This is a genomic window from Saccharopolyspora sp. MMCC62 (assembly GCF_057736575.1).
Genome location: NZ_JBYKCM010000001.1, coordinates 633,765 through 646,157 on the forward strand (window position 1 = coordinate 633,765; position 12,393 = coordinate 646,157).

Sequence of the window (12,393 nt, forward strand, 5' to 3'; positions counted from 1 at the left end):
CGGGCGCTGGACCGGTAGCACGGGTGAGTTCCCGTACCGCGGCTGCACGAGACGTCTCAGGAATACTGGCCGTGGTCCAGGACGTGCGACGACGGGAGCGATGCGGTGGAACAGCGGGCGGACGCGGACGAATCCCTCGCGAGCGGGGTGCCCGCCCTGGTCGGTTCGCTCGGCGAACTGCCCTCGATCGTGCTGTCCACCGATGCCGTCGACGAGGTGGTGTGGGAGACCGCGATGCTCGCGGTCCGCGCGCACGAACCGACCACCTCGTGCGGGGTGACGGTGCTGCGCGACGGGCACCCGGTGTCGCTGGTGCCGGACCGCGCCGAGCACAACGCGCTGGAGCAGTCGCAGTACGCGGCGGACACCGGCCCCGTTCCGGAGGCGCTGCGCTCCCGGGCCGCGGTCGTGGTCGCCGACACCGCCGACGAGCCGCGCTGGCCGGAGTTCGCGGCGGCGGCCGCCGAGCAGGGCATCGGGTCCTGCTGCGCGGCGCCGATGTTCGTCGGGGACCGGCCGCTGGGCGTGATCAGCTACTACGCGGCGGCGCCGCACGCCTACGAGGCGGACTTCCTGCTGGGCGGGCTCATCGCGGACCTGGCCGCCACCGGGTTGTGGTGCCTGCTCAAGCACGCCGACAAGCAGCAGCTCGACGAGCAGCTGCGGCAGGCGTTGACCTCCCGGGCCGACATCGACCAGGCCAAGGGCATCCTGATGGCGCAGCGCGGCTGCACCCCGGACGAGGCCTTCGACCTGCTCCGCGAGCAGAGCCAGCGGCACAACGTGAAGTTGCGCGAGGTCGCCGCGCGGGTGGTGCGCCGCACGACCGGTGCGACCTGATCGGCCGTCCGTTTCGCGCTGATCGGTAGGATCGACCGGATTCGCACCCCACGCCGAGGAGTTGAGCAGTGACCGCGGCACCCCGCTCCGAACCGGAGCACCAGGACGATCGGGCCGAGCCGCCGGTCGAGCGCGCGGGGGTGCGCGACCTGATCGCCGCCTACCCGTGGCTGCCGATCCCGGTGGGGCTGCTGCTGAGCGCGCTGGGCGTGTGGTGCTTCGCCGAGCTCGCCGAGGAGGTCTACCGGGGCGGCCCGGTCCTGCGGGTGGACGAGCACCTGCTGCGGGTGTCGCTGGCGCTGCGGTCCGGGCCGCTGGTGGGGGCGCTGTCCGTGCTGACCTGGCTCGGGGACGTGCTGGTGGTGCTGCCGGTGAGCCTGGCGATCGGCGTGCTGATCGGCGTCACCCGGCACCGGTGGGCACCGCTGCTGCTGCTCGCGGTGTCCTCGGCGGGGACGGGGCTGGCCGTCTACCTGTTCAAGATCATGATCGCGCGGCCGCGGCCGCAGGTGGTGGACGCGCTCGTCGCCGAGGACGGTTTCGGCTTCCCCTCGGGGCATTCGGCGCACGCGGCGGCGCTGTACCTGATGCTGGGCGCGTTCGGATTGCGGCTGCTGCGGTCCCGGTGGGCGCGCCGCGCCGGGTTCGCCGCGGCCGTGCTCGCCGTGGTGATCACCGGGTTCAGCCGGGTGGTGCTGGGGGTGCACTCGCCGACGGACGTGCTGGCGGGCTGGACGCTGGGCGCGTCGTGGACGGTGCTGCTGCTCAGCCTGTGGTTGTTCGGCGAGCACCTGCCCCGCTTGATCGACGCCCTCGTGGCCCGCAAGCGGGCCGGGTGAGCGGCGACCGCTCACCCGGGGCTCGCGGGCTCAGATCGTCCAGGTGTCGTTGCCGGTGAGGAGCCGCTGCAGGTTCGGCGGGTCGTTCTCGGCGGCGGCGGCGACCTGCGCGCGGGCCGCGTCGTCGTAGGTGGGGCGGGAGACCGCGCGGAACACGCCGGTCACCGTCGGGTCCAGGTTCACCCCGCCCAGCCGGGACAGCGCGTAGGCGAACGAGCTGTCCTCCCGTTCGGCGTCGTGCACCACCACCTGCCCGGAGTCCACCGCGTCGAGCTCGGCGACCCGCAGGTCACCTTCCGGTCCGCGGACCACCGCCTGCCGCGCGTCCTCCGGCCCGAACACCACCGGTTCGCCGTGGCGCAGCGGGATGAGCCGCCGCTGCTTCTCCTCCTTGTCCTTGAGCACGTCGAAGGCGCCGTCGTTGAAGATCGGGCAGTTCTGGTAGATCTCCACCAGCGCGCTGCCCCGGTGCTCGGCGGCGGCCTGCAGCACCTCGGTGACGTGCGCCCGGTCCGAGTCGAGGGTGCGGGCCACGAAGCTCGCCTCCGCGCCCAGCGCCAGCGACACCGGGTTGAACGGCGTGTCCAGCGAGCCGGCGGGCGTGGACTTGGTGACCTTCCCGACCTCGGAGGTCGGCGAGTACTGGCCCTTCGTCAACCCGTAGATCCGGTTGTTGAACAGCAGGATCTTCAGGTTCACGTTGCGTCGCAGCGCGTGGATCAGGTGGTTGCCGCCGATGGACAGCGCATCCCCGTCCCCGGTCACCACCCACACCGACAGGTCGGGCCGCTGGGTGGCGAGCCCGGTGGCGATGGCCGGGGCGCGGCCATGGATGGAGTGCATCCCGTAGGTGTTCATGTAGTACGGGAACCGGCTGGAGCAGCCGATGCCCGAGATGAACACGATGTTCTCCCGCTTGAGCCCCAGCGTCGGCAGGAAGCTCTGCACCGCGTTGAGCACGATGTAGTCCCCGCAGCCGGGGCACCACCGCACCTCCTGGTCGGACTTGTAGTCCTTCGCGGTCTGCTTCTCGTCGCTGGTGGGCACGCCGTGCAGGCCGCCCAGTTCCGGCAGTCCGAGGTCCGTCGTGGTCACGCAGACACCCCTCGCAGCACATCGGTGAGCACGTTCTGGAGTTCTTCCGCCTGGAACGGCAGGCCCGCGACCTTGGTGTGGCTGTGCACGTCCACCAGGAAGCGGGCGCGCAGCAGCATCGCGAGCTGGCCGAGGTTCATCTCCGGCACGATCACCCGGTCGTAGCGGTGCAGCACCTCGCCGAGGTTCGCGGGCATCGGGTTCAGGTACCGCAGGTGCGCCTGCGCGACCGGCATGCCGAGTCCGCGGACGCGGCGACAGGCGGCGCCGATCGGCCCGTACGAGGAACCCCAGCCGAGCACCAGCACCCGGGCGTCCCCGGTCGGGTCGTCCACCGCCAGTTCCGGCACCTCGACGCCGTCGACCTTCGCCTGGCGCAGCCGCACCATCCGGTCGTGGTTGTCCGGGTCGTAGGAGATCGCGCCGGAGCCGTCGGCCTTCTCCAGCCCGCCGATGCGGTGCTCGGTGCCCGGAGTGCCCGGCACCGCCCACTCGCGGGCGAGGGTCTCGGGGTCGCGCACGTACGGCCAGAACTCGCCGGAACCGTCGGGCGCGTTCGGTTCGGCCGCGAACCGCACCCGCAGGTCCGGCAGCGTGGTGATGTCCGGGATCAGCCACGGCTCGGAACCGTTGGCGACCGCGCCGTCGGACAGCAGCAGCACCGGAGTGCGGTAGGCCAGCGCGATCCGGGCGGCCTCCAGCGCCACGTCGAAGCAGTCCGCCGGGGAGCGCGGAGCGAGCACCGGCACCGGCGATTCGCCGTTGCGGCCGTGCAGCGCCTGCAGCAGGTCGGCCTGCTCGGTCTTGGTGGGCAGCCCGGTGGACGGGCCGCCGCGCTGGATGTCGCAGACGAGCAGCGGCAGCTCCAGGGTGACCGCGAGCCCGATCGTCTCCGACTTCAACGCCAGCCCCGGCCCGGAGGTCGTCGTCACCCCCAGCGAGCCGCCGAAGGAGGCGCCGAGCGCGGCCCCGACCCCGGCGATCTCGTCCTCGGCCTGGAACGTGGTGACGCCGAAGTTCTTGTGCTTGGCCAGTTCGTGCAGCACGTCCGAGGCCGGGGTGATCGGGTAGGTGCCGAGGAACACCGGCAGCCCGCTGCGCTGCCCGGCCGCGACCAGCCCGTAGGCCAGCGCCACGTTCCCGGTGATCTGCCGGTAGGTGCCCTGGGGCAGCGTCGCGGGCGCCACCTCGTAGGTGACCGCGAACGCCTCGGTCGTCTCGCCGTAGTTCCAGCCGGCGCGGAAGGCCAGCACGTTCGCCTCGGCGATGTCGGGCTTCTTCGCGAACTTCTCCCGCAGGAACCGCTCGGTGCCGTCGGTGGGCCGGTGGTACATCCAGGAGAGCAGGCCGAGCGCGAACATGTTCTTGGCCCGTTCGGCGTCCTTGCGCCCCACCCCGGCCGGTTCGGCGGCGCCCCGGGTCAGCTCGGCCATCGGCACCAGGTGGACCACGTACGTTTCGAGCTCGCCCGATTCGAGCGGGTTCTGCGCGTAGCCGACCTTGGTGAGGTTCCGCTTGGTGAACTCGTCGGTGTTGACGATGAGGGTGCCGCCGGGCGGCAGGTCGCCGAGGTTCGACTTCAGCGCCGCCGGGTTCATCGCGACCAGCACGTCGGGCCGGTCGCCGGGGGTGAGGATGTCGTAGTCGGCGAAGTGCAGCTGGAAGCTGGAGACCCCGGGCAGCGTGCCCGCGGGGGCCCGGATCTCGGCCGGGAAGTTCGGCAGCGTCGCCAGGTCGTTGCCGAAGGCCGCCGCTTCGGAGGTGAAGCGGTCGCCGGTGAGCTGCATGCCGTCGCCGGAATCGCCTGCGAAGCGGATCACCACGCGGTTGAGCTTGCGCGGTGGTGCCGCCGAGCCGTTCGAGGCCGGACCGGCCTCCGGTCGCTGCGGAGGCTGGTGCCCGTTCGTACTCACCACTGCACCCGTTCCCCTTCCGGCCGCGGGCGAGCCCGCGAGCCACTCGGCCGCCCTGTGACGCACGATACAGCTCGGCGTGGTGTTCCTACGCCGATCACCCGGACGCATCAAGGACTGGACGCCTGCGGCGGGTCGGCTAACATGAATTCCCGAGATGTTCTCGAGACGTCTTCCCGGTGACGATTCACTACTCCCGGGTTAAATAAGAGCGGGCGTCGGCCGAAACGACGCGGACCCGCCCGCACCCGATCAAGACCGCGCCCGCGGCGGCCCCTCCACCGCGATTCCCGGGGACGCCGGACGTCGCTCCCGGAATGGTCGAGCACTCCGTCACCGATCCGTCACCGCGGGTACGCCTCCAGCGCGACACTCCGGCATTCCCAGCCGACACGCCGCGCGAAACCGGCACCGGCGGACATCCGCCCCGACGGCATTCGGCCGCCGCCGGACCCCCGGGCGGCTTCGCCGACGGCACTCCACCCGCACCACCCGCGACCAGCCGCGAAGCCGTCCGGTCCGGACGCCCGGCACCTCCCGGCGACCGCGACTCCGACCGCGCGGCGACCGGATCCGCACCGCTGCGCGCGCCGGCCGGACCGCAGCCTCCGCCCGCGCACCGGAATGCCGCCACCGGCTCGGCGGCGCCGTTCTCGAATGCGAACCGGGGAATCCACTGTCGGTCTCAGGACAATTCCCCCGGAGCCGATTTCTGATTTCCCTTCATTTCATTTCGAGGACGCCCGGCCGTTCACCCGACCCCCGCTCGACACCCCGGAGGGAACCCCTCGCGAAGAAATGATCGCAAGGCACCGCCACGAGGGGCGCGAAGAATTCGCAACGACAGGTCGGGCGAGTCATCGATGTGACGCCGATCATTCCCCTGAAGCAGTAGTCCGCACGCCCGCGTTTTAGTCCTAACGAGTGACTTCTTTAGTAGGTATAGGCGCGGTCGCGCCCCGCGGAACGCACCCGGGAAAGCGAACGACCCGGCCACCCCCATGGCCGGGTCGTTCACGAACTCCCAGGAACCGGATCGTCCGGTCAGGCCCCCGGCAGCCCCAGCAGGGCCGCCACGCAGGTCGCCAGATCCCCCGTCCGGCTCCACACCAGCTCCCCCGGAGCCGCGGTCGCGGCAGGCATGATCCGCGCCGCGCGGCACTCGTCCCGGCCGAAGATCCACAGCACGTCCATGCAGGTCGCGGTGTCCCTCCAGCCGACCAGGCCACCGATCTCCCCCTCGTCGTCCGCCACGGCGCGGAACGACCACCCGGCCGCTCGCAGGTCGGTGAGACCCGCCAGCTCCGGGTAGGCCCGCACCGCGGACGCCGCAACACCCCCCTTCATCGTGTCCTCTCCCGCGCCGTCCGGGCGGGAATCGAGGAATGCGCGCCGATTCTCAGCTGCTGATCGCATAGGCTGACAGTGGACCGAAATCGGATATCGGAGTGCCACACAATCGCCACACCCGCCGAGTTCCGATTGCCCTCGCGCGTCCGATCAGGTTTCGTGAGCGAGGCGTACAAGGGGGAAGACAGCATGACGCACGGAAACGGCATGGAAACCGACCTCTCGCCGGAGGGTCCCGGCGACGACGTCGAGAACGACAATCCGACTCGCATCGGTTCCCGCATCGCCGAACTCCGCAAGATCCACGGCGTGACGCAGCGGGCGCTGTCGGTGCGGGCAGCGGTTTCCTATTCGCTGCTGCGCAAGGTGGAGCGCGGCGAACGCGCCGCCAGCCACTCCTTCGTGGCCGCGGTCGCACGGGCGCTGTCCATCAACATCACCGACCTCACCGAGCAGCCGCACCACAGCCGCCTCGCCGGACCGTCCTCGGACCAGGCGGGCGTGCCCGCGCTGCGCCAGGCGCTGGTCGAAGGCGACGACCCGCAACTCGACGCCGACCCGCGCAGCATCGCCGACCTGCGCGCCGACGTGGCCCGGATCAAGGAGTGGGACCGGCGCACCCGGCACGCCGAGGCGGTGCAGGCGCTGCCCGACGTGCTCCGGCACCTGCACCACGCGGCGCGGGCGCACCCGGACGAGACCGCGGTGCACGAACTGCTCGCGACCGCGTACTCCTACACGATGATCGCGCTGTACCGGCTGGGGCACCTCGACCTGTGCCACCTGGCCGACGAGCGGGCTCGCGCGGCCTCCGCCCGCGGCGCCGACCCGGTGCGCGGCTCGGTGGCGGAGTGGAACCACGCGCTGGTGCTGCTGTTCGACGGCTCCTACAACGCGGGCCTGCGCTCCCTGGACCGCTCGCTGGGCCTGATCGAATCGGAACCGGAGACCCCGGCGACCTCGGCGGTGCGCGGCGCGGTGCACCTGCGCGCGGCGATCATGGCCGCGCGCACCGCCGACGCCGACCTCGCCGACGGCCACCTGCGGGAAGCGCGCGCGATGGTCGTCGACGGCCAGGACGAGGCCAACCACTACGGCACCAAGTTCGGCGCCACCAACGTCGACATCCACGCCGTCGCGGTCCCGGTGGAACTCGCCGACGGCACCACCGCCGTCACCAGGGCCGCCACCGTGCAGCTGCCCGAGCACACCGCGCCCAGCCGCAGCGGGCACTACTGGATCGACCTCTCCCGGGGCTGGCTGCTGCACGGCGACCGGCGGCGCTCGCTGGAATGCCTGCAGACCGCGCGGCGGATCGCGCCGCAGCTGACCCGGTACCACCCGCAGGTGCACGAGACGGTGCAGTCGCTGGCCGCCAGCGATGCCCGCTCCACCAACAGCCTGTCCCACTTCGCCGCCTGGTGCGGCATCCGGCGGTGAGCGGCACCGTGCTCGACGACGGCAGACCCGTGCTCTACGCGCTCGCGATGGGCTCGCCCGCGGCCCGCGACGTCGGGCGCCTGGTGGAGCTCGCGCAGGCGGACGCCTGGGAGGTGTGCGTGGTCGCCTCCCCCGATGGGAGGCGGTTCCTCGACGTCGAAGCGCTCGAGGCGAAGACCGGGCACCCGGTGCGCAGCGAGTACAAGGACCCGGCCGCGGCCGACGAACTGCCACCGGCCGACGGCATGATCGCCGCGCCGATCACCTGCAACAGCCTCGCGAAGTGGGCGGCGGGCATCTCCGACACGCTGCCGCTGGGGCTGCTGGTGGAAGCCGTCGGCAAGCGGCAGCCGGTGGTGGCGATGCCGTTCTCCAACCGGGCGCAGATCTCGTTCCCGGCCGTGCAGGAGGCGATGCGCCGCCTCGGCGGCTGGGGCGTCGAGGTGCTCGCCGGGCCCGAGGTCTACGAGCAGCACGAGCCCGGCACCGGCGAAGCGCACCTGCACCGGTTCCCGTGGGAGCTGGCGTGGCGGACCTTCCTCGCCCACCCCTGGCAGCCCCGTCCCTGACACCCCGGCCCTGCGACCACGGCCACCGGCACCACGGCCGCCGACCGCCCCGGGCGGGTCGCCGCGCCCGCACCGGCACCGCACCTAGACTCGCGCCGCGCCGGGACAGCGGCCGCGCGACGAGGGGAGGACGGGTGCCGGTACCGACCGAGCGGACCTGCGCCGCGACCGGCGGCGCGGCCACCGCACCGCCGCCGTTCGCCCGCGGCCCGGTGCTGCTGCTCGCCGGGCTCACCGCGCTGCTGCTGGTGCTGATCAGCGGGCGCTACGGGTACCTGTCCGACGAGCTGTACTTCATCGCCGCCGGGAAGCACCACCTGGACTGGGGCTACATGGACCAGCAGCCGCTGGTGCCGCTGCTGGCCGCCGCCATCGACTCGGCCGCGCCCGGTTCGCTGCTCGCGCTGCGGTCGCCCGCCGCGCTGATCGCCGCGTTCGGCATCGCGGGCACCGCGCTGCTGGCCCGCGAGCTCGGCGCCGACCGGCGGGCTCAGGTGATCGCCGCCGCCGCGTGCGCGCTGTCGCCGTGGCTGCTGCTGAGCGGGCACTGGCTGGCCGCCGCGACGTTGGAGCCCGCGCAGTGGCTCGCGGTGCTGTGGCCGGTGGCGCGTTGGGTGCGGCTGCACCGGGCCGGGATCCGGCGGGACCGGCTGCTGCTGCTCGCCGGGGCCGTCGCCGCGGTCGGGGTGCAGACGAAGTTCCAGATCGTGCTGCTGTGCGCGGCGCTGCTGCTCGGCGTGCTCATCGCCGGGCCGCGCGAGCTGCTGCGGCGCCCCGCGCTGTGGGCCGGGGCGGCGCTCGCCGCGGTCGCCGCGGTACCCGCGCTGGTGTGGCAGGTCGGGCACGGCTGGCCCGCCGTCGACATGGCAGGCGTCGTCGGCGGCGAGAACGACCGGCTCCTGCTGCCGCCCGCGGTGCTGCTCTACGCCGGGCCCGTGGTGGGGGCGGCGCTGTGCTGCTTCGGGACCTGGTGCCTGCTGCGGGACGAGCAGCTGCGGCACGTGCGGTTCCTCGGCTGGGCGGTGCTGCTGCTCGCCGCCTTCCACCTGCTGGCGGCGGGGCGGCCGAACTACCTCTCGGGGCTCTACGGGCTGGTGTTCGCCGCCGGGGCCATCGGGTTCCGGCAGCGGGCGACCGCGCGGTGGTCGTGGGTGGTGTGGCCCGCGTTCGCGGTCTCGGCGGTGGTGCCGCTGGCGCTGCTGCCGATCACCCCGCTGCCGGTGGCGGCCCGGCACCCGCAGCTGGCCTCCTACAGCCGGATGTACGAGACGGGGTGGCCGGAGCTGACCCGGACCGTCGCCGACGCCTACCGCTCGCTGCCGCCCGAGCAGCGGGAACGCACCGCGATCGTCGCCGAGACCTACCACCTGGCGGCGGCGCTGGACGTCCTCGGCCCCGCGGCGGGCCTGCCTCCGGTGCACAGCCCGAACCGCGGGTACTGGTTCTTCGGTGCTCCACCGGACGGCGCCACCGAGCTGCTGTACGTGGGTGCCGCGGAGCCGCTCGCGCCGTACTTCGCGGAAAGCGCCGCGGTCGCGCAGGTCCGGACCGGGTCGCTGGTGAACCTCGCGCAGGGCGTGTCGGTGCGGCACTACTCGGGCCCGGCGCAACCGTGGTCCCGGTTGTGGCCGCGGATCCGCACCGGCTGACCGCCGCCCACCGCAGGTGAATGGCCCATTCGCCCAGCGTGTTCGGGGGAATGGGCCATTGACCTGGGCGTTGCTCAGGATCGAGGCGGCGGGGCCGGTGGTCCCGGGGGCCGCTGCTGGGGGCCGGGTTGCTGCGAACCCTGCTGCTGCGGACCCTGCTGCTGGGGACCCTGCTGCTGGGGGTTCTGCTGCGGACCAGGTTGCGGCGGGGCAGGCCGCTGCTGGTTCGGCGGCTGCTGGTTCGAGCGTTGCGGGCTCGCGGGCTGCTGGGTCGCGGGCTGCCGGTTCCCGAACCGGGCGTTGCCCTGCTGCGCGTCCCGCCCGTGATCGTTCCGCTGCCGGGTGTTCGGGTGCCGCGCGGTCGGCGCCTCCGACGCCGGAGGCTGCTGCGGGGCACCGCCCGGCGGAGTCCCCGGTCGCCCGTCGGCGGGCATCGTCCGCATCTTCCGGGTGCGCAGGGCCGCGAGCGGACCCGGCGGCGGAGGCGGCGGTGCGGGTGCGGGCCGGTACGTCGGCATCTTCGTCGTCCGCAGCTCCGAGGTCCGGAAGAAGCCGGACTGGTGCGCCCCGGCCCACGGCGGTGCCGCCACCTGCGGCAACGGCCTGCGCCGGAAGAACGCGTCCCGCGCCACCCGCATCAGTCCCAGGATCGCGTCCCGCCGCGAGTGGAACAGCCCCACCGGGATCGTCGCCCGCGTCGCGTGGTCGTGCAGCAGCGCGAGCTCGGTGGCCGCCAGCTGGTAGTCCGCCATCGCGCGCGCCCCGGGCAGGCCCGCCTGCATCCGCGCCCAGCTCCGCGCCCGCCTGCGCCCGTTCAGGGTCGCGAGCATCCGCACGTCCACCTCGTGCACCAGCCCGCTCGGGATGTACGGCGGCAGGTGGGTGTCGATCAGCCCGACGATCCGCTTGCGGTCCCGGATCACGATCAGCACCAGCACCACCAGCACCCCGAGCTCCACCAGGTACGCCAGCGCCAGCCCGCCGTAGCCGAACACGGAGGAGAAGTTCCACAGCGAGTGCAGCAGCACCGCCGCCACCCAGCCGCCGACCACGGCGAGCCCGCGCCCGGCGCCCCGGCTGCGCGCCGCGTAGGCCACGCCGAGCCCGGTCATCGCCGTGTAGATCGGGTGCCCCAGTGGCGCGATCACCCCGCGCACCAGCACCGTGCTCGCCACCGCGGTCCCTTGCTCCAGGATCCCGTTCTGGTAGTAGAGGACGTTCTCCACGAACGCGAAACCCAGCGCGCACAGCCCCGCGTACACCAGGCCGTCGGTGGGCCCGTCGATCTCGAACCGGCGGAACCACAGCATCAGCAGCAGGAAGAAGCCCTTGAAGCTCTCCTCCACCACCGGCGCGATCACCGAGGCGGTCAGCACCTGGCCGAGCTCCGGCCCGTACACCGGCTGCAGCAGCGACCCGCCGAGCGTGTTCACCAGGAACGAGCCGACGATCGCGACCCCGGCGCCCCACGCGAACGCCAGCAGCAGGTTCACCCGCGGTTCCGGTTCCAGCCGGTCCATCAGCAGCACCAGCGCGACCAGCACCACCACCGTCGGGAGCGCCAGCAGCCCGCTCAGCACGGTGCTGAGCACGCCACCGGTGAGCAGGTAGTAGGCCACCGCCAGCAGCGTGCAGAGGCCGCACCCGATCAACCCGATGATGAACGGGAGCGGCACGCGATCGCTGCTGCGGCCTTCGAGGATCGAGCTGGGGCTGAGCGCGGGCATGTCCGGCAGAGTAGAAGATCGTCGCACCGCCCGGTGCCCGTACCCGCTGATCGCGCCGCCGATCGTCAGCCGCGGGGCGCCGTGCCCTGCCGCGGGATCTCGACGGTGCCGGGTTCCGCGGCGGCCGGCTCGGGTGCGCGACCCGCGGTGAGCGCTTTGACCGCGGCGGAGGTGCGGTCGGCGACCTCCAGCTTGGTGAACACGGCGCGCAGGTGGTTCTTCACGGTCCGCTCGGAGATGCCGAGCGACCGGGCGATCTGCCGGTTGGAGCTGCCGCGGACCAGGTGCCCCAGCACTTCGTGCTCGCGCGGGGTGAGCCGCTGCAGCAGTGGCGCCGCCTGCGTGCTCGGCGCGCCACCGGTCCCGGCACCGGCGGCGCGCTGCAGCGCGTCCCGGTAGACCTCGCCGGCGACCAGCCCGTTGTGGCCGAGGCGCACCCGCAGGGTCACCAGCTGGTTCACCTGCCCGAGCACCTGCTCGAGCGCCGCGGAGTGCTCGACCGCCTCGCGCATCATCGCGGTGATCGCGGTGTCCAAGGCTCGCCGGTACGAACTGGCCATCAGGTGACTCCCACAGGTCGGGTGACATCGGCTGCGCCACCGGGCACACGGGTGCCCCGGACGACGCGAGATCGTTCCGGTGCCGGACCGGGGCATCACCGCGCACCACCGCTGTGACCAGGTCTTTCGCGCACCGTCGCAGGCCGACGCTTCACCACCGGGCAAGGCCTTCCCACCTGCACCGGACCGGTCGCTGCCTCCACTGGCTATGTCGTCAGCGACCCCCGCAGAAGTGACCGACCGGCCACCGATTTCGCCCGGATGCCGCAATCAACGACACGTTCGAGCGATCTCGGTGGTGCTCGCGCGGACCAGGACCCGCGGCCCAGGACCTGCGGAGCAGGCCTTTCTGACCATGTTTGCCACCGCCGCCCGGGACCTAGATTTCGAAACGTCGCACGTCCCAATCCC

10 protein-coding genes are annotated in these 12,393 nt (G+C 72.8%); 5 read left to right on the forward strand and 5 right to left on the reverse strand.

Annotated features, from left to right (window positions below):
• Positions 1-105 precede the first annotated feature (105 nt).
• Positions 106-840: a GAF and ANTAR domain-containing protein gene (locus AC29IT_RS02875; protein ID WP_358444250.1), complete on the forward strand. Its 735-nt coding sequence runs from the start codon at positions 106-108 to the stop codon at positions 838-840.
• A 68-nt stretch (positions 841-908) separates the two neighbouring features.
• Complete coding sequence (locus AC29IT_RS02880) at positions 909-1,679, forward strand: phosphatase PAP2 family protein (RefSeq protein ID WP_488217705.1); 771 nt, start codon at positions 909-911, stop codon at positions 1,677-1,679.
• A 30-nt stretch (positions 1,680-1,709) separates the two neighbouring features.
• On the opposite strand, the gene AC29IT_RS02885 is transcribed toward AC29IT_RS02880, so the two are convergent.
• The 3 genes from AC29IT_RS02885 to AC29IT_RS02895 form a co-directional block, all read right to left on the reverse strand.
• Complete coding sequence (locus tag AC29IT_RS02885; protein WP_358444256.1) at positions 1,710-2,774, reverse strand: 2-oxoacid:ferredoxin oxidoreductase subunit beta; 1,065 nt, start codon at positions 2,772-2,774, stop codon at positions 1,710-1,712.
• On the reverse strand, positions 2,771-4,690 hold the full coding sequence (locus tag AC29IT_RS02890) for a 2-oxoacid:acceptor oxidoreductase subunit alpha (RefSeq protein WP_488217706.1): 1,920 nt from the start codon (positions 4,688-4,690) through the stop codon (positions 2,771-2,773). The genes AC29IT_RS02885 and AC29IT_RS02890 overlap by 4 nt, the downstream gene beginning before the upstream one ends.
• Before the next feature lie 1,041 nt (positions 4,691-5,731).
• Complete coding sequence (locus AC29IT_RS02895) at positions 5,732-6,034, reverse strand: hypothetical protein (protein WP_488217707.1); 303 nt, start codon at positions 6,032-6,034, stop codon at positions 5,732-5,734.
• Between the two features lie 192 nt (positions 6,035-6,226).
• Between AC29IT_RS02895 and AC29IT_RS02900 the strand changes: the two genes are divergently transcribed.
• The 3 genes from AC29IT_RS02900 (at position 6,227) to AC29IT_RS02910 (ending at position 9,695) form a co-directional block, all read left to right on the forward strand.
• On the forward strand, positions 6,227-7,477 hold the full coding sequence (locus AC29IT_RS02900) for a helix-turn-helix domain-containing protein (RefSeq protein ID WP_358444265.1): 1,251 nt from the start codon (positions 6,227-6,229) through the stop codon (positions 7,475-7,477).
• Positions 7,474-8,046 (forward strand): flavoprotein, encoded by a 573-nt coding sequence (locus AC29IT_RS02905; protein WP_358444268.1) that lies wholly within the window; start codon positions 7,474-7,476, stop codon positions 8,044-8,046. The genes AC29IT_RS02900 and AC29IT_RS02905 overlap by 4 nt, the downstream gene beginning before the upstream one ends.
• A gap of 134 nt (positions 8,047-8,180) precedes the next feature.
• Positions 8,181-9,695 (forward strand): glycosyltransferase family 39 protein, encoded by a 1,515-nt coding sequence (locus tag AC29IT_RS02910; protein WP_488217708.1) that lies wholly within the window; start codon positions 8,181-8,183, stop codon positions 9,693-9,695.
• A gap of 74 nt (positions 9,696-9,769) precedes the next feature.
• Here the strand turns inward: AC29IT_RS02910 and AC29IT_RS02915 are convergent, their stop codons facing one another.
• Together AC29IT_RS02915 and AC29IT_RS02920 are read right to left on the reverse strand one after the other, a co-directional pair.
• Positions 9,770-11,422 (reverse strand): PrsW family intramembrane metalloprotease, encoded by a 1,653-nt coding sequence (locus tag AC29IT_RS02915; protein WP_488217709.1) that lies wholly within the window; start codon positions 11,420-11,422, stop codon positions 9,770-9,772.
• 65 nt (positions 11,423-11,487) lie between these two features.
• Positions 11,488-11,982, reverse strand: a complete 495-nt coding sequence (locus AC29IT_RS02920) for a helix-turn-helix transcriptional regulator (RefSeq protein ID WP_488217710.1) — start codon at positions 11,980-11,982, stop codon at positions 11,488-11,490.
• Between the last annotated feature and the right edge of the window lie 411 nt (positions 11,983-12,393).

Bases quoted from the DNA above. Each gene is read 5' to 3' on its own strand.
- AC29IT_RS02915 (WP_488217709.1), bottom strand. From the start codon at position 11,422: ATGCCCGCGCTCAGCCCCAGCTCGATCCTCGAAGGCCGCAGCAGCGAT.
- AC29IT_RS02900 (WP_358444265.1), top strand. From the start codon at position 6,227: ATGACGCACGGAAACGGCATGGAAACCGACCTCTCGCCGGAGGGTCCC.
- AC29IT_RS02895 (WP_488217707.1), bottom strand. From the start codon at position 6,034: ATGAAGGGGGGTGTTGCGGCGTCCGCGGTGCGGGCCTACCCGGAGCTG.
- AC29IT_RS02920 (WP_488217710.1), bottom strand. From the start codon at position 11,982: ATGGCCAGTTCGTACCGGCGAGCCTTGGACACCGCGATCACCGCGATG.